23 protein-coding genes are annotated in these 20,706 nt (G+C 40.6%); 3 read left to right on the top strand and 20 right to left on the bottom strand.

Features of this window, described 5'->3' with window-relative positions; translation table 11 throughout:
- Nucleotides 1-30: 30 nt before the first annotated feature.
- The 15 genes from G3O09_RS00860 to G3O09_RS00930 form a co-directional block, all read right to left on the bottom strand.
- On the bottom strand, nt 31-288 hold the full coding sequence (locus G3O09_RS00860; RefSeq protein WP_163099113.1) for an HPr family phosphocarrier protein: 258 nt from the start codon (nt 286-288) through the stop codon (nt 31-33).
- A gap of 58 nt (nt 289-346) precedes the next feature.
- Nucleotides 347-1,294, bottom strand: a complete 948-nt coding sequence (gene whiA, locus G3O09_RS00865) for a DNA-binding protein WhiA (protein ID WP_163099115.1) — start codon at nt 1,292-1,294, stop codon at nt 347-349.
- Between the two features lie 41 nt (nt 1,295-1,335).
- Nucleotides 1,336-2,328, bottom strand: coding sequence for a gluconeogenesis factor YvcK family protein (locus G3O09_RS00870; protein ID WP_163099118.1), 993 nt, complete (start codon nt 2,326-2,328; stop codon nt 1,336-1,338).
- Nucleotides 2,321-3,217 carry an RNase adapter RapZ gene (rapZ, locus tag G3O09_RS00875; protein WP_163099120.1) on the bottom strand — a complete coding sequence of 299 codons (897 nt, stop codon included), beginning with the start codon at nt 3,215-3,217 and terminating at the stop codon, nt 2,321-2,323. The genes G3O09_RS00870 and rapZ overlap by 8 nt, the downstream gene beginning before the upstream one ends.
- A gap of 32 nt (nt 3,218-3,249) precedes the next feature.
- The gene (locus G3O09_RS00880) at nt 3,250-3,708 is read right to left on the bottom strand and encodes an NUDIX hydrolase (RefSeq protein ID WP_163099122.1); all 459 of its coding nucleotides are present in this window, start codon (nt 3,706-3,708) and stop codon (nt 3,250-3,252) included.
- A gap of 722 nt (nt 3,709-4,430) precedes the next feature.
- On the bottom strand, nt 4,431-5,381 hold the full coding sequence (gene trxB / locus G3O09_RS00885; RefSeq protein ID WP_163099124.1) for a thioredoxin-disulfide reductase: 951 nt from the start codon (nt 5,379-5,381) through the stop codon (nt 4,431-4,433).
- Nucleotides 5,382-5,487: 106 nt separating this feature from the next.
- Nucleotides 5,488-6,984 carry a tetratricopeptide repeat protein gene (locus G3O09_RS00890; protein ID WP_163099126.1) on the bottom strand — a complete coding sequence of 499 codons (1,497 nt, stop codon included), beginning with the start codon at nt 6,982-6,984 and terminating at the stop codon, nt 5,488-5,490.
- A 546-nt stretch (nt 6,985-7,530) separates the two neighbouring features.
- On the bottom strand, nt 7,531-8,157 hold the full coding sequence (gene hisIE / locus G3O09_RS00895) for a bifunctional phosphoribosyl-AMP cyclohydrolase/phosphoribosyl-ATP diphosphatase HisIE (RefSeq protein ID WP_163099128.1): 627 nt from the start codon (nt 8,155-8,157) through the stop codon (nt 7,531-7,533).
- Nucleotides 8,154-8,912 carry an imidazole glycerol phosphate synthase subunit HisF gene (gene hisF / locus G3O09_RS00900; protein WP_163099130.1) on the bottom strand — a complete coding sequence of 253 codons (759 nt, stop codon included), beginning with the start codon at nt 8,910-8,912 and terminating at the stop codon, nt 8,154-8,156. The genes hisIE and hisF overlap by 4 nt, the downstream gene beginning before the upstream one ends.
- The gene (hisA, locus tag G3O09_RS00905) at nt 8,909-9,655 is read right to left on the bottom strand and encodes a 1-(5-phosphoribosyl)-5-[(5-phosphoribosylamino)methylideneamino]imidazole-4-carboxamide isomerase (protein WP_163099132.1); all 747 of its coding nucleotides are present in this window, start codon (nt 9,653-9,655) and stop codon (nt 8,909-8,911) included. Before hisA ends, hisF begins: the two co-directional genes overlap by 4 nt.
- A 124-nt stretch (nt 9,656-9,779) precedes the next feature.
- Nucleotides 9,780-10,403 (bottom strand): imidazole glycerol phosphate synthase subunit HisH, encoded by a 624-nt coding sequence (hisH, locus tag G3O09_RS00910; RefSeq protein ID WP_163099679.1) that lies wholly within the window; start codon nt 10,401-10,403, stop codon nt 9,780-9,782.
- 12 nt (nt 10,404-10,415) lie between these two features.
- Complete coding sequence (gene hisB / locus G3O09_RS00915; RefSeq protein WP_163099134.1) at nt 10,416-11,003, bottom strand: imidazoleglycerol-phosphate dehydratase HisB; 588 nt, start codon at nt 11,001-11,003, stop codon at nt 10,416-10,418.
- A 155-nt stretch (nt 11,004-11,158) separates the two neighbouring features.
- Nucleotides 11,159-12,421: a histidinol dehydrogenase gene (gene hisD, locus G3O09_RS00920; protein ID WP_163099136.1), complete on the bottom strand. Its 1,263-nt coding sequence runs from the start codon at nt 12,419-12,421 to the stop codon at nt 11,159-11,161.
- 13 nt (nt 12,422-12,434) lie between these two features.
- Nucleotides 12,435-13,064: an ATP phosphoribosyltransferase gene (hisG, locus tag G3O09_RS00925; RefSeq protein WP_163099138.1), complete on the bottom strand. Its 630-nt coding sequence runs from the start codon at nt 13,062-13,064 to the stop codon at nt 12,435-12,437.
- A complete protein-coding gene (locus G3O09_RS00930) occupies nt 13,061-14,242 on the bottom strand; it encodes an ATP phosphoribosyltransferase regulatory subunit (RefSeq protein WP_163099140.1) in 1,182 nt (393 codons plus the stop codon). Before G3O09_RS00930 ends, hisG begins: the two co-directional genes overlap by 4 nt.
- 399 nt (nt 14,243-14,641) lie before the next feature.
- Here G3O09_RS00930 and G3O09_RS00935 point away from each other — a divergent pair, with 399 nt between their 5' ends.
- The 3 genes from G3O09_RS00935 (at nt 14,642) to G3O09_RS00945 (ending at nt 16,507) form a co-directional block, all read left to right on the top strand.
- The gene (locus tag G3O09_RS00935; RefSeq protein ID WP_163099142.1) at nt 14,642-15,640 is read left to right on the top strand and encodes a processed acidic surface protein; all 999 of its coding nucleotides are present in this window, start codon (nt 14,642-14,644) and stop codon (nt 15,638-15,640) included.
- 2 nt (nt 15,641-15,642) lie between these two features.
- Nucleotides 15,643-16,257 carry a class D sortase gene (locus G3O09_RS00940; RefSeq protein WP_163099144.1) on the top strand — a complete coding sequence of 205 codons (615 nt, stop codon included), beginning with the start codon at nt 15,643-15,645 and terminating at the stop codon, nt 16,255-16,257.
- Nucleotides 16,258-16,363: 106 nt separating this feature from the next.
- A complete protein-coding gene (locus G3O09_RS00945; RefSeq protein WP_163099146.1) occupies nt 16,364-16,507 on the top strand; it encodes a YwzD family small protein in 144 nt (47 codons plus the stop codon).
- Between the two features lie 64 nt (nt 16,508-16,571).
- Here the strand turns inward: G3O09_RS00945 and G3O09_RS00950 are convergent, their stop codons facing one another.
- The 5 genes from G3O09_RS00950 to hprK are packed head-to-tail and all read right to left on the bottom strand — an operon-like array spanning nt 16,572 to nt 20,542.
- A complete protein-coding gene (locus G3O09_RS00950; RefSeq protein ID WP_163099148.1) occupies nt 16,572-17,129 on the bottom strand; it encodes an acyltransferase in 558 nt (185 codons plus the stop codon).
- A 26-nt stretch (nt 17,130-17,155) separates the two neighbouring features.
- Nucleotides 17,156-17,809: a pyrophosphatase PpaX gene (ppaX, locus tag G3O09_RS00955; RefSeq protein WP_163099150.1), complete on the bottom strand. Its 654-nt coding sequence runs from the start codon at nt 17,807-17,809 to the stop codon at nt 17,156-17,158.
- Entirely contained in the window at nt 17,799-18,746 is a 948-nt protein-coding gene (locus tag G3O09_RS00960; protein WP_163099151.1) for a nucleoside recognition domain-containing protein, read from the bottom strand. Before G3O09_RS00960 ends, ppaX begins: the two co-directional genes overlap by 11 nt.
- Nucleotides 18,747-18,767: 21 nt before the next feature.
- Nucleotides 18,768-19,580 (bottom strand): prolipoprotein diacylglyceryl transferase, encoded by an 813-nt coding sequence (lgt, locus tag G3O09_RS00965; protein WP_163099153.1) that lies wholly within the window; start codon nt 19,578-19,580, stop codon nt 18,768-18,770.
- Between the two features lie 26 nt (nt 19,581-19,606).
- Nucleotides 19,607-20,542: an HPr(Ser) kinase/phosphatase gene (gene hprK, locus G3O09_RS00970; RefSeq protein ID WP_163099155.1), complete on the bottom strand. Its 936-nt coding sequence runs from the start codon at nt 20,540-20,542 to the stop codon at nt 19,607-19,609.
- Between the last annotated feature and the right edge of the window lie 164 nt (nt 20,543-20,706).

The raw sequence follows: 20,706 nt of genomic DNA on the forward strand, positions 1-20,706 counted from the left end.
CACCTTCACATAAGGTGGGATTTCTTCATATTAAATCTCTTGCTCTATAAAAGTAGACAACGCCTCGACAGCATCTTGTTCATCTTTGCCTTCTGCACTTAACGTAATGACAGCTCCATTGCTTACTGCCAGGCTCATAAGGCCCATGATACTTTTGGCATTGACCTTTTTGCCGTCCTTTTCTAGGAATACATCGGATGAAAAACGATTCGCTTCCTGGACGAACATAGCAGCTGGCCTAGCTTGTAATCCAGTTTTCAAACGTACTTGGACTTGTTTTTGTTCCATATTCGTTTCCCCCTCTTTTTTTTGACTCTTTCGCATAAATTGTTGTTTTTATCTAAATCTACGCTTTGATTGGTTCGCCTGCTCGAAGTTTTTCTGCAATTTCATCGATCTTTCTAAGTCGATGATTGATGCCCGATTTACTTACGGCACCTCCAGCTACCATCTCCCCAAGCTCTTTCAAGGTCACATCTTGGTACTGCACCCGTAATTCTGCAATTTCTCTTAATTTATCTGGTAAAATGCCTAACCCTACGGTTTTATCAATAAAGCGGATGTTCTCCACTTGACGTAATGACGCACCGATTGTTTTGTTTAGGTTGGCGGTTTCACAGTTTACTAACCTATTGACTGAATTCCGCATATCACGTACTATCCGGACATCCTCAAAACGCATAAGAGAATTATGAGCACCGACAATCCGTAGGAATTCCGCGATTTTTTCTGCCTCTTTTAAATAAGTGATAAACCCTTTCTTCCGTTCAAGTGTCTTTGATTTTAGGTCGAACGTATTCATCAACTCACAGAGTGCATCATTATGTTCCTTATATAAGGAGAAAATCTCAAAATGGTAAGATGAAGTTTCCGGGTTATTAATGGAACCACCAGCCAGAAAAGCCCCACGTAAATAAGAACGCTTACAGCACTTTTTGTGGATGATTTCTTGAGATATATCATGGATGATTGTGAATCCTTCACCCAGTATCTTCAGGTCCATCAAGAGCTCCTGTGCCTTTTCAGCCAAGCGGACAATATAAATATTGTTTTTCTTGAGCTTCATCTTTTTACGTACTAATAACTCGACTGAAACCTCATAGTTCCTCTTTAATAAAGTATAAATCCTTCTGGCAATTGCAGCATTTTCTGTTTGCACATCGATGATTAGCTTTCTATTAGAAAAAGAGAGAGAGCCGTTCATTCGTATCATAGCCGCCAGTTCTGCTTTCGTACAACAATCCTTAATGTCTAGCGTAGTTAATTCTTTTTTCATTTCCGATGCAAAAGACATACTCTCACCTCACTTCACAAAACGAACCTTGCTATACACACTTATTGTTTACGATAGATTTTCGTTTCGGTTTCATTGATTAGTAGTTCATATAATATAGATGCCACTTTTTTTGTATCATGACGGATGTACGTTCCTTCATGGGAAACGATTTCATCCTGTAAAACATTGAGACCCATTTCCCTTAAACGCTCGATGTCAAAGTGAACAGGCTTTGCAAATTCTTCTTTGTATCGCAGCTGAATATCAGAAGGTATATCTTCGTTATTGACCAAAATCGTGTTCATAAATGAGCAATCCATATGATCATATATTGCCTTGACATGGTCACTGGCTGAATAATCTAGCGTTTCCCCTGCCTGCGTCATAATGTTACAAATGTAGACCTTTTTAGCTTTCGCTTTGCACACCTCTTCCCCAACTCCAGGCACAAGCAGGTTTGGGAGTATGCTTGTATATAAGCTTCCAGGTCCGATCACAATTAAGTCAGCTTCCCTAATCGCATTGATGGTTTCAGATAATGGTTTTATATTATCAGGAGTCAAAAATACCCGCTTTATTTTTTTCCCGGAGTACGGAATTTTCGATTCCCCTGAAATAAATGAACCATCTTCTAGTTCTGCATGTAGAACAACACTTTGATTGGCTGCGGGTAAAACCTTCCCTCTAACATTTAAAACCTTGCTCATTTCTTGAATGGCATGGACAAAGTCTCCTGTAATGGAGGTCATGGCTGCTAAAATCAAATTCCCCAATGAGTGGCCAGACAGTTCATTTGTTTTTGCAAAACGATGCTGAAACATTTGCTCAATCAGGGGTTCAACATCTGACAATGCCGCCAATACATTCCGAACATCTCCTGGCGGGGGGATATCCATTTCATTCCTTAGTCTACCAGAGCTTCCTCCATCGTCTGCCACGGTTACAATGGCAGTAATATCCACTGGAAAAAGCTTTAGTCCGCGCAATAGGACAGGTAATCCCGTACCACCGCCTATAATGACGATCTTGGGTAGGGAGATTTTTTTACCCATTTTGGGCTTCCTTCCTCTTCTCGATATCACGGTGGGTCACCTTCGTATCGTAGTCGCCACTAAAGTGATTCGCAATATATTCCGCCAATGCAACCGAACGGTGTTGTCCACCGGTACATCCAATCGCAATTACTAGCTGAGCCTTGCCTTCACGCTTATAATGAGGAAGCATAAAGCTTAAAAGCTCTGTAACCTTTTCGAGAAATTTATTCGTTTCATTCCATTTTAGAACATATTTTGCTACATCTTCATCAAGTCCAGTCTTAGGTCGCATATGCTCTATATAATGTGGATTGGGTAAGAACCTTACATCAAAAACTAAGTCTGCATCAATCGGCAAACCATGTTTAAAACCGAACGAAACTACATTGACTGTGAATACTGGCTGCTTATTGGATGAAAATTCAGTAAGAATTTTTTCGCGTAGTTCCCTAGGCTTCATATTTGCAGTATTGTAGATTAATTGCGCACGGCCCTTTAAGTCCTCAAGTAATTTCCTTTCCAATTGAATACCTTCAAGCGGCAAACCTGATGGAGCTAGGGGATGAGTACGGCGTGTTTCCTTATATCTACGAACAAGAGCGGAATCATCCGCATCTAAGAAGAAAATCTGTGGAGTCATCCAAGATGTTTCTGCCAAATCATCCAGTGCCTTGAATAATGAATCAAAGAACTCTCTTCCTCTTAAATCCATTACCAGTGCTACTTTGTTCATTTTATTGCCTGATTCCTTCATTAACTCTAAGAATTTAGGCAACAAGGTTGGTGGTAAGTTATCTACGCAGAAATACCCCAAGTCCTCAAAGCTTTGTACCGCCACAGTCTTTCCTGCCCCAGACATTCCCGTGATAATAACCAATTTCGTATCATTAACTGATCCCGTACTCACTTCGCACTCCCCCAATCTTGAATATCATTGTGTTAATTTGGATCCAATCTATATGACAGTAAGTTAAAATCTGTTGTATAAGTAAACGTACCATAAATTATGCCGTTTCCATGAACCATATATTCTAGTATATGAGTGTCACCTTCAGCCATTGGTAAATTTTTAATTTCGGAGACAGGCTTCCACTCAAGCTCCCCTTCTTCGCACTCCTCCAAGTTCAATCCGTCCGACTCATCAGCAAAAAAAGTGAACATCATCCATTCGGAAAGCACTTGGTCTCCATCTTTCATAATAAAGGTAAAAATCCCTTTAATCTTTGGATTTTTCAAGTAAATGCCCGTCTCTTCACGGAATTCGCGAATGCAAGCATCTTTGACTGATTCCCCTGGCTCCATCTTTCCACCTGGGGCTACCCACCAACCACGGCGAGGCTTTTTCAATAATAAAACCTCATCATCTTTCATCAGAACGCAATTCGTGACACGTTGCACAAATTTCACCTCTATATGCCCATTTTTTTCAAACAGGCTGTTCTATAATCAATAACATTGATTTATCGTTTAAGCCTCTTCCCTATGTACACCCTAAAGGGGAAAACGCATTCATTTCATTATACTATGTTTAAAAAACTCCCACAACGAACTAAGGTTTGTATTTTTTGGACCACTCTACCAATTTACCGCTTTAGACTATAAAGGTAGTCCGTTGATTTCCGCTACAATCAACTCAGATAGTTAAAGCCTGTGTTGAATCTGCTAGTTTGGTGATTGAACTGGTAGGAAAGATTACTTGAGTATGTATTTACATTTCTCTTTAAGGGCATCTCGCATCAGTCCTTGAGAAATAAGTGGCAATCTACAACTATCTATGCGAAAAGAGCAAAAAAAGTAGCACAGGCATTAGATCCTGTGCTAAAAAAGGATTTATAAATTTAAAAGGGGGTCAATTTCTATTCCAATAATACCCTACTTTTGTTGCATGGTTGTTACAACAGAATTAAAAGAGAATTACTTTTTGTAAACAGAAAAGCGGAAGCGTCCCGATTAGCGACGTATGGGCTGGAGGACTCCGCATGAGATAAAGGAAACACGAAGAACGATAGTGATTCGATGTTGACTTATCGTAAGGAGGAGGCCGAAGCACACTAGTCGCTGGACGCTGTAGCTAGACACCACTCTAACTTCCAAAAGTTATACTTACTATTACAACTTAATTATGCTTTTGCCTTCATCTTCTCTTTTAGCTCTTCCACATAATGCTGTGCATTTTGAGCGGCAATACTTCCATCACCAGTTGCAGTAACAATTTGGCGAAGAGTCTTTTCACGAATATCACCAGCTGCGAAAATCCCATCCACTTTTGTTTCCATTTGATCGTTAGTCACAATATAGCCATTTTCATTCGTGATGCCTAATGATTCAAATGGCTTTGTTAATGGAAGCATCCCGATATAAATGAATACTCCATCAGCAGGTAATTCACGTTCTTCTCTATTTTCAGTAGAAACAAGTGTTACACTGCCTACTTTACCGTCTTTTTCATTGATTTGTTTAAGCGTTGTGTTCCAGATGAAATCGACTTTTTCATTATCGAAAGCGCGTTGTTGAAGGATTTTTTGTGCACGAAGCTCATCACGACGGTGAACAATTGTCACTTTCGATGCAAAACGAGTCAAGTACACTCCCTCTTCAACTGCAGAGTCTCCTCCACCGATGACGAAAAGTTCTTTGTTTCTAAAGAATGCGCCATCACAAACCGCACAATAAGATACACCGCGACCGCCAAGCTCTTTCTCACCTGGCACTCCAATTTTTTTATACTCAGCTCCCGCAGAAATAATAATGGAACGAGCCTTGTATTCCTTGGATCCAGCTTTGATTACTTTATATTCTTCACCATCGATGATTTCTTTCACATCGCCATATGCATATTCAGCACCGAACTTTTTAGCATGGTCAAACATTTTTGTTGAAAGCTCTGGTCCAAGAATATGGTCAAATCCCGGATAATTTTCCACTTCTTCTGTGTTAGCCATTTGGCCACCAGGCACTCCACGCTCAAGCATAAGTGTTGTTAAATTAGCACGGGATGTATATACAGCAGCTGTCATACCAGCAGGACCAGCACCAATAATGACAACATCATAAATTTGTTCTTCAGTCATGATATTCACTCCTTCAAATAAATACGAAAACACTGTTCCAATATAGACTTTAGTATTACCTACTCACTATCCTATATAACAACCTATTTTTCGTCCAAGAATCTGCTCAATGAAGGAGAGAATTTACTAATTTCATGTATTTCTGCAGAGTCGTAGATGAGATATAGTACTTTTCCGCTACTTCACGTTGACTTTTCTTTTCGTTACGGAGTCTATGCCAACCATATTCAATCGCAGCGGCCCAGCCAGCAGGATTGCTTAATTTTATGTTGTGCTTCATCGCTTCGACAAAGACAGAAAACCACATTAAATAAAGGCCGGCTTCCAATAACCCAACTGGACTATGATGACGATATAATAACTCAGCTGTTTGATCTGAAAAATCGATTGGAGTACCAGTTTCTTTCTTTTTCTTTTGCAAAACGAAAGCTGCATACTCTTTTTCCAAATCGCTAAAGTGCTTTCCAAAGGTTAATTGGTCCACCACTTTATCTCTTTGCATGGAATGTTTTAAAAGAAATATAGCAAAAAGGCGTTCTTCCTGGAATTCACTTTCAAGCCTTTTTAATATGGAAGGAACATGATGTTCAAACCCATTGACTGCTATATTAAGCTCTCCCCAAGGCTCCATGCCTTCTTTTTCTGGATTCAGTTCAATGACTCGCTTCCATGCTTTTTTCGCAGTCGTCTCGTGTCCTAAATGATAGGCCGCGCTCGATAGCCAGTAATAGAACGTACCGTCACCCTCAAACCCTTTTTTATAAAGCTGTTTCAACCATTTATAGGCTGCATCGTATTTTCCAACCAATGCAAATGTAGCACCTAATTTGAATTGTTGTTCTGAAAGCATAGGACGGATTTTCTCTAAAATATCCGTATACTCCTCCACTTTCGCCCCATTCTGTTCATAATAATAGAACACCACCAGGTTACATAGAGCATGAAGATTCCCAGGACTTTTTTCTAAGACATCCTCTAATGTTTTAAAGGCCTTTTCTTGCTCTCCCAGATAAAAATACGCTAAGGCCAGATTATTGTATGCAGACCAAAAATCCGGATATTCTGTTATGGTCTCCTTTAAAACATCGATTGCCTTCAAGAAGTTACCTGCCTCCAAGTACTCTCTTGCTCTTTCTTGTTGAAAAATCAATCCATCCTGTTCAATCAGGCTTTCTTCGGTTTCATCCGTTTCGAATGTTATTAAATCAAGAAGATCTTCAGCGTCAGCACTGAATTCTCCGTCCTCTTCATGATCTAAATACTCATTCGCATGTTTAAAGGCTTCCTTAAACATTCCCAGATGAGCATAATTGTTCGCCAAAAAATAATGACATTCAGTCATATATGGATCTAGGTCTTCAATGATGGATTGTAAAAGTGTATTAGAATAGCTATACTCCCCTAAGTCGGTACACACGATAGCTAGTTGGCATGTAATCATTGGTTCAATTGGTTCAAGCTCTAACGCTCGCTCCAAGTATTTCTTTGCTTTATATAAATCGCGTCTATAGTACGCTTTTAAACCTTTAGTAAAATAATATTCTCCCGTTGGATGGAAGGATAGGATTTTTGCCTGTTGGCTTGTATTAGAGTCTTTACCCATGTAATCCTCCAGTTCAAGTTGATTAACCCTCGTATTATACCATATTTTAGTTTAACAAGATATGTGGGAAATTGTGCTTACTATGGGAAATATCAAAGTTCCTTGTCTGGATGAAGCAATGCTCAATCTATTCCTTTTTCATTTTATTAATTAAGGGTTTTTGTGGTGTGGGAGGATTTGTCGAAAAATCGATATTTGGGGATTATCGATTGTATTTAGGCGGTTTCGATTTTATTTTTCTTCGTTCGAATATATTTTTCCAGTTTCGATAAAAGGTGTTTGGACCCTTCTAAAAAAGCAACTTAATAACTGTTGGATCCAGAATTCAGGACAAAAATGATGATGAAAATGCAATTTGGAGTAATGAATTTAGTGAAAAGTTCTTCATTTCATTCAAAATGTAAACGCCGATTCCTTTTTTAGGAGAAATCCTGAAAATAACATATGGCCCATCATGGATTTTCCTTTAATAAGGTCATCCCATCTAAAAGTAACGAATAACATACCCTCTAAAATAAATGAACCAGGATCATTATTTGTCCTGGTTCATTGTGTTCCATCATGTCTTTTTTTAAGCACTTCCATTACCTCTTGCAAGGGTAAACCTTGTTCGCGAAGCAGCACCATCACGTGATAAAACAAATCAGCTGTTTCCCATTTTAATTCTTCTTGATCACGATTTTTGGCAGCGATAATCACTTCTGCCGCTTCTTCTCCTACCTTTTTCAAAATCTTATCGACACCTTTTTCAAAAAGGTATGTCGTGTAAGAACCTTCTGGCCGCTCTTTTTCACGTTCTGAAATTAACTGTTCCAAACGATTTAAAAAAGTAACATCTACTTGCTCTCCATCCCCAGTATAAATAGCTTCCGTAAAGCAACTGGCCGTTCCATTATGGCATGCTGGACCATTGGGTATAACGCCAACTACAATAGCATCCTTGTCACAATCCAATTCCATTGACACAATTTGCTGTGTGTTCCCACTCGTCCCCCCCTTATGCCAAAGCTCTTGTCTCGAACGACTATAAAACCAAGTCTCTCCAGTTTCAATGGATTTCTGGAGGGACTCTTCATTCATATAAGCGAGGGTCAGCACTTCTTTCGTTGTGGCATCTTGGACAATTGCAGGAATAAGACCTTTTTCATCATATTTAATCTCCTTCATATTCATCGGACGTTCACCCCGTTTTCCTTTAAATACTTCTTTACTTCTCCAACCTTCGTTTCTTTGTAATGAAAAATCGAAGCTGCCAATGCTGCGTCTGCTAAACCTTCATTGAAAGCATCCAAGAAATCCCGTCCACTACCTGCTCCACCTGATGCAATAACCGGGACTGAAACTGCTTCACTCACAGCTTTCGTCAATCTGACATCGAAACCAGACTTTTCTCCATCACAATCCATGCTAGTCAACAAGATTTCCCCTGCTCCTCGAGCCACCGCTTCCTTTGCCCAAGCGATGACTTCCCATTGGGTCGCGTTCCTTCCACCATGTGTATATACTCTCCACGAACCAATTTCCGGATCAAATTTTGCATCAATCGCCACTACAATACATTGAGAGCCGTAATAGTTCGCTCCGTCTGTAATGATCTCTGGATTTAAAAGTGCTGCCGTATTTAGAGATACTTTATCAGCGCCAGCGCGGAGGATTTTCTTCATATCATCCAACGAGTTAATGCCTCCACCAACTGTAAAAGGAATCGCAAGTGTAGACGCCACTTGCTTGACTACTTCAACCATCGTTTTTCTTCCTTCTGAAGAAGCCGAGATATCAAGGAACACCAACTCATCCGCTCCTTCTTGGTCATAAAACGAAGCGAGTTCAACTGGGTCACCTGCATCGCGTAATCCCAGAAACTGAATCCCCTTTACTACTCTTCCTTCCTTTACATCTAAACAAGGAATAATCCGTTTCGCTATCATTTTCCCACCTCGAAATCCCTCACTGTTGTCAGTGCTTCTCTCACGGTGAAACGATTTGTATAGATAGCTTTACCGATAATGGCTCCAGCGATATTACCGTTTTTTTGAAGCGACTGTAAGTCTTCTAAACTGCTGATTCCACCAGAAGCGATGACTTCTTTTCCTGTAGCCAAAGCCAATTGATGAGTAGCATCCACATTCGGCCCTGAAAGCATCCCATCAGTGGAAATGTCTGTGAAAATAAAAGTGTCTGCTCCATATTCGGCAAGTTGCTTTCCAAGTTCAATCGCTGATACAGATGAGGTTTGAAGCCATCCGTGAGTAGCTACCATTCCATCCTTTGCGTCTAAACCTATCGCTATTTTGGTGGTATATTTACTTAACATTTTTTTCGTAAAATCAGGATCAGAAATGGCCACACTGCCGAGGATTACCCTTGCCACACCCTTTTCAAGATAGTGCACAATATCTTGCTCCGTTCTAATACCTCCACCAATTTGTATATTGGCTTTCAATTTTTGTGCTGCTTCCAAGACGAAGGAATCATTAATCCGTTTACCTTCTTTTGCTCCATCTAAATCGACCATGTGAATCCATTTTGCCCCTTCGCCAGCAAACACTTCTGCCATGCTGAACGGTGAATCTCCGTATATCGTTTCTTGATTATAGTCACCTTGGATAAGACGGACACATTTCCCTCCCCTCATATCGATGGCTGGATAAATCGTAAATGGACCTGACATTTTTTCACCTCATTTGTTAGAAAACTTGGCCATCGCCAAGCCTAAGCGCCGGCGTATGCCTAGTTGCACTTATACTTTATTCCTAAAATTGGACACTACGTCGACTTACTTCTTTGCTGCAAATTTATACTTTCTTAAAGTGCAAAAAGTTTCTCAATAATTGCATGCCGGCTTCTCCACTTTTTTCAGGATGGAACTGCATACCTAAAACATTCCCTCTCCCTACGATTGCTGGTACTTGAACATGATAATCGGCGCTAGCGATTAACACGTCCTTATCAGGTAGTGCTGCATAGTACGAATGGACAAAATAGACATGATCGTCATTCATGCCCTTTAATAAAGGAGATTCTTGATGGAAGACTAAGTTGTTCCATCCCATGTGAGGAACTTTATAGGCCATCCCTTCAGATGTGTTTCCAGAAAAACGTACCACTTTCCCTGGAAGAAGCTGAAGTCCGGTTGTAAGTCCATTTTCTTCACTTTCCTCGAATAAAAGCTGCATCCCCAAACAAATCCCTAATAGGGGCTTTTGACTGGTTGCAAACTTCTTAATCATTTCATCCAATCTTTTTTCATTCAGTAAAAACATTGCATCTTTAAAAGAGCCAACTCCAGGGACAATAAGAGCACTGGCTTCTAGTAACTTTTCAGGTTCATCCGAAATGAATGAATCCACTCCAAGCCTTTCAAGTGCTTTGTTAACACTAAATAAATTTCCCATGCCGTAATCGACAATCCCAATCAATGTTGTCACTCCTTATAGCATCCCTTTAGTCGATGGAATGCCTTTTACCCGTGGGTCTATTGTGGTCGCTTCATCCAACGCCCTTGCTAATGCCTTAAAAATGGCTTCAATGATATGATGCGTGTTTTGACCATAGTGGACGATGACATGCAGGTTCATGCGAGCTTCTAACGCAAGCTTCCAAAGGAATTCATGGACTAGTTCCGTATCAAAGGTTCCTACCTTTTGTGACGGAAATTGGGCTCTTAATTCCAAATGTGGACGGTTGCTTAAGTCCACCACCACTTGAGCGAGCGCTTCATCCATTGGCACAAAGGAGTTACCGTAGCGTTTGATCCCTTTTTTATCTCCAAGAGCTTGTAAGATTGCCTGCCCTAAGCAAATGCCAATGTCCTCTGTCGTATGGTGATCATCGACCTCAACATCCCCTTGCGCGTCCACCATTAAATTAAAATGGCCATGCTTCGTAAATAAATCCAGCATATGGGACATAAAAGGAACTGCTGTATGAATCTCGGACTTACCTTCACCGTCAATGTCCAACTCCACCTTGATCTGTGTCTCAAACGTACTACGCTCTACCCGAGCCACTCTCTCCATCGAAACCCCTCCTATGTTATGGGGTAAGGCCCCCATCCACAATTTTATTGTCTAACTCATCCTCTTTTTTTCAGAGGATTTTGCCTTTCTGAAAGAATTCAGACCCACCCATTATTCACATTGATTTCAATCTTCACGGAAAAGCTCAGATATCATTAAGGGCGAGCCTCAATTGCTCTGGCATGGGCTTCTAGTCCCTCCAAGCGGGCAAATGCAGCAATTTTTTCTCGATTTTGGTTAAAGGCTTCCTCGCTGTACATAATGATGCTCGATTTCTTTTGAAAGTCGTCCACGTTTAATGGACTTGAGAACCTCGCCGTCCCATTGGTCGGCAGGACATGATTCGGTCCCGCAAAATAATCGCCGACCGGTTCGGAGCTATATCTTCCTAAAAAAATGGCCCCAGCATGCCGGATTTTCCCTAATAGCGACATAGGGTCTTTTGTAATGATTTCTAAATGCTCTGGTGCAAGTTGATTAATCGCCTTAATGGCTTCAACCATCGAATCAGCGACGATAATCCTTCCGTAATTACGAATCGATTGCTCCGCTATGTTCTTTCGAGGCAAGTTTTCGAGCTGTCTTTCAACCTCTTGTGAAACCCCTTCTGCCAGTTCCATCGAATCCGTCACAAGGATGCTACAAGCGAGAGCATCGTGTTCTGCCTGGGATAACAGATCAGCTGCTACTTCAGAAGGGATAGCTGCTTCATCCGCCAATACTGCAATTTCACTAGGGCCAGCAATCATATCAATATCAACGTCACCAAACACCTCCCTCTTTGCCAACGCAACATAAATATTTCCTGGCCCGACAATTTTATCTACAGGTTGGATCGTCTCGGTCCCATAAGCTAAGGCTGCCACCCCTTGAGCTCCACCTACCTTATAAATCTCCGAAACTCCAGCCACCTTTGCCGCAATAAGTACCGCATCACTTAATTCCCCATTCTCCCCTGGAGGAGAAACCATGACAATCCGTTCCACGCCAGCCACTTTCGCAGGGAGTACATTCATCAGGACCGAAGATGGATAAGCCGCCGTTCCCCCTGGCACATACACTCCAACTGAATCTAATGGAGTGATCTTTTGCCCTAGGACGCTCCCATTTTCATCAGTAGACATCCAGGAATTTCTTCGTTGTTTGCTGTGAAACGAAGCAATATTAGCAGCAGCCTCTTCGATAATAGAGACATATTTTTGTTCGATCCTTTCAAAAGCTTGAAAAAATTCCTCCTCTGATACTCGGAAATTCTGCAATTGAACTTTATCGAATTGTTCAGTGTATATTCGAAGCGCTTTGTCTCCTGTCTCTTTGACTTCCCTTATTATCTCTTGAACCGCTTTTCGCTGTTGTTCAGTACCAGCATCGACCGTCCTTGTTAAGGAAAGGTTTTCTGTCAACTTTTCTATTTTCAATCCTGCTCCTCCTCTACCCTTCAATCACTCTAGTTAGCCGATTCACGATTTCAGAAATTCTTGTTTCCTTTATTCGATAGCTGACAGGATTAGCAATTAAACGTGAGGTAATATCTGCAATTTTTGCATACTCCACTAGTCCGTTTTCTTTTAAAGTCCGTCCTGAAGAAACAATGTCTACTATTCTTTCAGCCAATCCTATGAGAGGTGCAAGCTCGATGGATCCGTTCAATTTAATAATCTCCACTTGCTCTCCCTGTTCTCTGAAGTAAGTCGATGCCACATTTGGATATTTGCTCGCGACTTTTGGTGCGACATCGCTCATCTTCGTATTAGGCAAACCCGCTACAGCCAAATAGCAATGACTTATTTTCAAATCCAATAGTTCGTACACATCCCGTTCTTCCTCAAGCATCACATCTTTTCCGGCGATTCCGATATCCGCCACACCCTGTTCTACATAGGTCGTGACATCCATTGGCTTGGAAAGGATAAAACGAAGATTTTCTTCTTCAACCTCTAAAATCAGTTTCCTCGATTCATCAAATTCAGGAGGTAAATTAAAGCCTGCAGTCTTCAACATTCCGACGGCTTCTTCAAAAATCCTCCCCTTCGGCATGGCAATAGTTAAATAAGAGGTCACGATTCAGTCTCCTTTCTACTGCCGAGTAAATATTCCACTTCTTTAAAATGGGATGCGAACAAGTCCAAATCTTCTATTCCACCAATTTCTTGAAGGACAACCCTCAATCCTTCTCCCCGCATTCTTTTCGCCTTTTCGATCGCTTCCTTCCTTCTCTCTGGACTGAAAAGCAAGCAATGGAATGATTCAGAGGATGACGGTTCCCCCAACGCCTCCATTAATCGGTCAATCCGGATCGCAAATCCTGTTGCTGGTGTTTTCCACTCAAACTTTTCTAAGAAGTTATCGTATCGACCACCACTTCCGAGTGGGAATCCAATTTGGTTGGCATACACTTCAAAAAGGATTCCTGTATAGTAGCTCATGTGGCTGATTAGCGTTAAATCAAAAGTGACATATTGTTCTACTCCGAAATCTATCAAGCCTCGCCATAAATCGACCAATTCTTGAAGGGCTTTACTATCCAACCTATTTTCCTCAACCATTTCAGAAACGATTTCTAAGACCTCTTTACCTCCACGTAAGTCCAACAATTGAAGAAGGTACCTTTTATCAATGGATGATAGCCGGAGGGATTTCACATGTTCACGATAGCCCACATAATTTTTCTCATATAAAAATTTACGACAAATAGCGGCTCTCTCTTTTGTTCCTAGCACCTTCATAAAAACGTTTTGGACAATTCCAATATGACCTAATGATATCTGGAATTCCTCTAAGCCGGCATTTTTGAGAGATTCCACTAATAGTGCGATTAGTTCAGCATCTGTTGAGATGGAAGATGACCCGATGCATTCTACCCCAATTTGCTCGAATTCCGCTGGACGTCCACCCTCCCGTTGCTGAGCCCGGTACACATTTGCCAAATAGGCTAGTCGAATAGGCGCTTGCTGCCTTAATTTAGTAGCAGCAACCCTAGCGATTGGAGCTGTCATATCAGGTCGCATAACCAATGTATGACCTTGTTGGTCCAAGAGCTTGAATAGCTGTTGATCCAGAATGGCTGAAGCCTGCCCCACCGTTTCGTAATATTCAAGAGCGGGTGTTTCTAAAAATTGATATCCCCAATTTTGTATTGTTTTTTGCATCAGATTACGTACAGTTTGCTTTGTTTCATATACAAGAGGAAGTGTATCCCTCATTCCTAATGGTTTCTCAAACATAAATAACTTTGACACATTGGCCCTCCTTTATGACAAAAACAGTGGGAGCAATTCCGATGAGACGATTGTTTATCTTCTACTTAATCCGAGCAGCCTCATCACAGTATTAATTTCCGATGAAATGATGAATTATCAAAATCCTTTAGTTCGCTAATATGGTAACAAAGTGAAGTTAAAGTAAGTGTACTCCTCTATTGTTTTATCGTCAAGAAAAACAAACAATCGTTTACATTCTGAATATATAAAGCTCGGCATATATGGTTCCAGGATCATTCTGATGGTATCTTCATACCCCTAAAGGGAAGGAGACATAACCCTGTCTGTATTTACCAAATAAGTTTTTATTTCACTTTGATGTAGACGGTCGTATACTCAATTTTGTGTGTTGAAATTTTTATATAGGGGGAAGAGTATTTGAAACGCACTTTTGCTATTATTATTGCATCATTATTAGTATTTTTATTTAATCTCTCAGCATTCGCTGCTGTTAACGAAGTTGAACTTACAGAGTATGTTGAATCGATTCCAATGACTGTTGAAGAATTGGAAGAATATTTAGCAGCTTACGGCCTTTCAACAGAAGATTTCGAGTCTACAGAAGAATTGATTGAGTTCCTTGGAGAGCCACTGACTGAGGATAGCTTGAATACGCTTTTGATTGATTACGATATGACATACGATGAACTAAGAGCACTTCTAGTCGAGTATGGCGAAATCGAAGAATCGGACAAAATTGAAGATCATTTCCATTTTGTTTCTGACGTAGAAGAATTCATCTTGATTGAACAAGGATTCGGAGAAATTGATGAAGACATGTTTTCTGACATGGAAGACATTTTCTCTGAAATGGGTATGACAGAAGAAGAGCTAACTAGATTATTCGAACACATCGGGAAGGTAATTGAAGCTGACCCAACAATTTTTGAGCAAATGGATGCCTTGTCTGAACAAATGGTAGGGCTTGAGGATTTTGAGACAGCAACTGAGCTAACTCCAGATCAGATTGCTGAATTAATGTCTATCTTTGATCAAATCAATGCTTTACTACAATTAGACTTCCAATTCTATTTAGAAAAGGACGGAGTAAAGACGCCTATTTCCATGGCAGCACTAATGGAGATTCAAGATCCAAATGGAGCAAGCCTATTTGTTGAAATCTATGATACAAACGGCAATCTTCTGTTAGATGCTCTTTTCACACCGGATATGCTAGGATCAGAAATCATTACTGAAACTGGTGAACAAATCCAAAATGTCACTGCACAAGTTGCCCAGGTGCAAAAAAGCGCTAAAACTGTTAAGGGTGCTAAAATGCCTGAAACGGCAGGAAACTATAGCATTACATTGATGTTCGGTTTGGCATTAATGGCAGCTGCAGGACTATTGGTACGTAGAGCAAAGGCAATTAAATAAATATGCCTAAAAAAAGACTCATCCTCGTATTAAGTGCAGTACTCTTGGCCGTGGGTGGAATCTATTTTTCTACAACAAGCGCTTATAAGCTATTGATGGGCTACGGCATTTATCAGTGGGACAAGCATGTAAAGGCAGAAACTGAAACTGTAGAGAATAAAACTGAGGGTACCACCTCAAAGAAAAAGGATGAACCACTTTATTCAGTGAGACCTCAAATAGGAGAGATGATGGGGGAGCTGTACATCCCTAAGCTAGACGAATCTCTACCAATCTATCACGGAACAGATGAAGATGAACTCGAAAAAGGAGTTGGGCACTTCGCCCAATCTGTTCTTCCTGGAGAAATTGATAACTCGGTGTTATCAGGTCATCGCGATACAGTATTCAGACGTCTCGGTGAGGTAGGAAAAGGTGATTCTCTAGTGGTGAAGACTTCTGCGGGGACTTTCACGTATAAAGTAAAGCGAGTAAGGATTGTGGATAAGGATGATCGAACCGTAATTGTTCCGAAGCCTAAAGCCACTTTAACCGTAACTACTTGCTATCCTTTTAATTTTATCGGCAGTGCTCCTCAGCGTTACGTACTTGTCGCTGAGCTTAACTCAAAACAATAAAATGGGAAGTGGGGTCAGACCCCATTTCCCATTTTTTTATGTTTAAACTTCTGTTTTGTCGGGAATTAGGGAGGTAGTTAAAAATAATAAGGATGAGGTGTAGTTAATGTCGGCAAACCAACAACAAGAGAAATTTTTTGAAATCCTAAAAAACACTTACGATATTTCTACTACAAAGGACGATATTACTTTGGATGAAATAATCTCCACATTGAAAGCAAATTTGAGTTCGATATTGGATACAAATTAAAGGGCTTGCTCTCTATACCGAGGCAAGCCCTTCTTTCAGTCTTTAAGAATGTATCACCTTTTACTTATGACTCATCAATCGGCGATTTTTTGAACGATGATTGATAAATCGGATCGTCTTTCCAACGTTCTTTCAACTGCTCTGCTGAATAAATGATCCTCATCGGATTTCCTCCCACAAATGCTCCGGCAGGCACATCTTTATGGACAAGTGTTCCTGCAGAAACAATGCTGCCATCCCCGATTTTCACACCGGGTAAAATCGTGGAATTTGCACCGATCATGACTTCACTTCCGATTTCAACTTCCCCTAAACGATATTCCTTTATTAAATATTCGTGAGCTAAGATTGTCGTATTATAACCAATCACTGTATTACGACCCACTGATATTTTTTCCGGGAACATCACGTCAAGCATGACCATTAAGGCGAACGAGGTTTGGTCACCGACCTTCATTCCCAAAAATGTGCGATACAGCCAATTTTTCATCCCTAATACCGGCGTATAACGGGCAAGCTGAATAACAGCGAAATTTTTGACCACTTTCCAGAATGGAACGGTCTTGTATACATGCCAAAGTGAATTGGCCCCTTCTACCGGAAATCGAGTCGTTCTTCTCAATGCATTCACCGCACTTTATTCAATAATCACTTTACTTCCACTTTTAAAATTTCTAGCAAGTCACTCATGTGATTAAGCATATAGTCTGGGTTATATTCTTCCAGATACTCTCGCCCTTTCATTGTCCAAGCTACTCCAACTGAAAGGGTCCCTGCATTTTGTCCTGCTACGACATCATGATGATTGTCACCAACCATCATCGTTTCTTCTGGATTAGAACCAAGTAGCTTCATAGCCTTAAAAAGTGGTTCAGGATCTGGCTTTGCTTTTTCTACATCATCCAGTCCTATAACTACATCAAAAAATGTATCGAGCCTACAATGCTTCAATCCTCTTAAGACTGTATTATGGATTTTAGTAGAAACAATCGCAAGCTTAAAGCCCGCCTTATGAAGAGCCTCCACTGTTTCATAGACTCCTTCAAACTCCGTCACTAATAAATCATGATTTTTCAAATTGTGTTCTCGATATCGAAGGATCATTTCTTCCATTCTTTCAGGATCGACAGAATAAAAACTGTCACGAAGAGGTGGACCAATGAAAGGCAATATATCTTCTTTTTTATATTTTTCAGGATAATAATGATTAAGGGTTTCCATAAAGGAAGCGATAATCAAGTCATTGGTATTGATCAGTGTTCCGTCTAAATCAAATAATAACGTCGTGATGTTATGCTTCATAGGTGATTTCCTCTCTTTTCGCCAATTCTGCTCGATTCCATACATAGGCAACGATCATCGTTAAAACAAAGGCGGTTATGATACGGATCAAGAATAACGGAAGGATAGGGATGCCTAATGGTAGGAAAATCAGCGTGTCCTCCACAACAGCATGGCACGCAACCAAGAAAATGAATGCCAATGTCGCATCCTTTTTACTGACTCCGTCTTCTTTAACTGCTTGGATCATGACTCCTGCTCCATAAGCCAATCCAATTACCAATCCAGTCACTAGAGTAGGGGACGCATTTTCTTTCATCCCAAGCATCTTCGTAACAGGAGCCATTTTTCTTGAAAATAGCTCCATCCATTTCAAGTCTCGAATCACTTGAATGATGACCATTAAAGGAATGACGATTAGTGCGAGTTGTAAAATTCCGTACGATGCTTTTTCAAGACCCTCTAATATGATAGGGATAATACCTTCTACCACTTCAGTTTTCTTACTTACAAAACCATATTGGGCAATCTCTCCGCCGCCATTCCACACGAGGTTAATCACAAAGGCGGATACCAATGCCAATCCCAAACGGACAGCCAGAATGACCCACAACTTTACTCCGACCTTCAAGGCCACACTAGTTTCGACGAGTATGTTATGAGAAAACGAAAGCATAACGGCAAGTATAAAAACTTCCTTTACCGTTAAGTCAAGGGATAGGATCGCCCCAATCCCAGCATATAAGTTCAGAAAATTGCCCACTACTAACGGAATGGCCGCTTCACCTGACAATCCAATCAGCTTCATTAATGGAGCTATGAATGTCACAATCCAATCTAATATAGGTGTATGTTTCAAGACTGTCACAATAAATGTGATGGGAAAGATAATCTTCCCTAACGTCCATGTTGTCTTCAATCCAGAGGCAAGCCCGTTTTTCAATGTGCTCTTGTTCATTCTGCTTCCTCTCCTTGCCCTCTAGGATTCTAGATATCCCTCTTTAGAATAGCCTTTCAAACGTCTGATTGTGATTAATCCTACTGCAATGACAATCAGGACTATAGATATTACCTGCGCTATTCGCAGCGTATCCGTCAACATCAAACTATCTGTTCGTAAACCTTCTACAAAATAACGTCCGATGGAATACCAGATAACGTAACCTAGGAACAATTCACCTCTACGTAAATTCACCCTACGCAATAAGATCAGGATTATGACACCTGCGAAATTCCATAACGATTCGTATAAAAAGGTTGGATGATAATAAACCCCTTCGATATACATTTGATTGATGATCCAATCAGGAAGCATTAGGTTTTCCAAAAATGCACGGCTTACTTCTCCTCCGTGCGCTTCTTGATTCATGAAATTCCCCCAGCGACCAATTGCCTGCCCCAATAAAATGCTTGGAGCCGCAATATCCGCAAGCTTCCAGAAAGAAATGTTTCTCTTCTTAGCGAAGACGATTGCTGTAATGACAGAACCAATTAATGCGCCATGTATGGCAATTCCGCCGTTCCATATTTTAATGATGTCACCAGGATTTTGAGAATAATAGTCCCATTGGAAAATCACGTAATAGATGCGGGCTGATAAAATAGCAATCGGCACTGCATAAAGTATTAGGTCTAAAAAAGTTTCTTTTTGAAGTCCTCTTCTTTCCGATTCCCTCATCGCTAGAATCAAAGCTAAGACGATCCCAACTGTGATGATGATTCCATACCAATGAATTTGTAATGGTCCTAGGTCGAGTGCAATCGGATTTAATGGTCGAATCTCGCTCTCCATCTTCTATTTACCTCTTTCTTAGTTTATTAAAGATCCTCATGATCCCCTTCTTCAATCACTTCAGACAGCTTGCTGGAAAATTGCTGTGCCGCATTCATGCCCATCCGTTTTAATCGGAAGTTCATCGATGCCACTTCGATAATGACAGCCAAGTTTCGACCTGGTCGTACTGGAACAGTCAACTTTGTAATATCCGTATCGATGATCCTTTGGGTTTCATCCTCAAGGCCAAGACGGTCATATTGTTTATTTTTCTCCCATAATTCCAAATTGATAATTAAGGAGATTCGTTTATTACTTCGAACAGCTCCTGCTCCAAACAAGGTCATCACATTGATGATACCAAGTCCACGAATCTCTAGAAGATGTTCAATGAGTTCAGGAGCGGTACCAATCAGTGTATCCTGGTCTTCTTGACGAATTTCCACACAATCATCAGCGACAAGACGATGACCTCTTTTCACAAGCTCTAATGCCGTTTCACTTTTACCAACGCCACTCTTACCGGTAATAAGCACACCCACACCAGAAATATCTACCAATACACCATGTACTGCAGTTGTTGGGGCAAGCTTACTCTCTAAATAATTGGTCACCCTGCTTGTAAAACGGGTTGTTTGCATATTTGAACGGAGGACAGGTACTGATTCACGTTCGGAAAACTCTATTAACTCTTCTGGGACTTCAAATCCTCTTGTTACAATGATTCCCGGTGTGATGTCTGTACATAGCATTTCCATCCTGTGCCTTTGTTCTGTTTTGGTCAAAGTATTGAAGAAGGACAGCTCGGTCTTCCCTATCAATTGAATACGTTCAGCAGGATAATACTCAAAAAATCCAGCCATTTCAATGCCCGGACGGTTAATATCACTTGTAGTAATGGAACGATTAATTCCCTCTTCACCACTGACTAACTCCAGGTCAAACTTCTCCATCAAATCCTTAGTCTGAACTTTTGGCATTTTCATCCCCCTTATGAAACTTCTATAGTACATTAATAGTATCATTATTTAAGGAGTAAATAAAACTGCTATTACTGGCCATTTTAAAGTGATCATTAACATGGCCAAGTTTTTAATTACATTTGGACATCAATCGTTTCTACCATCACGAATCCATGAAATTT

It is taken from the genome of Peribacillus alkalitolerans, assembly GCF_010882125.1.
In the GTDB taxonomy this organism is placed as follows: Bacteria; Bacillota; Bacilli; order Bacillales; family DSM-1321; genus Bacillus_BN; species Bacillus_BN alkalitolerans.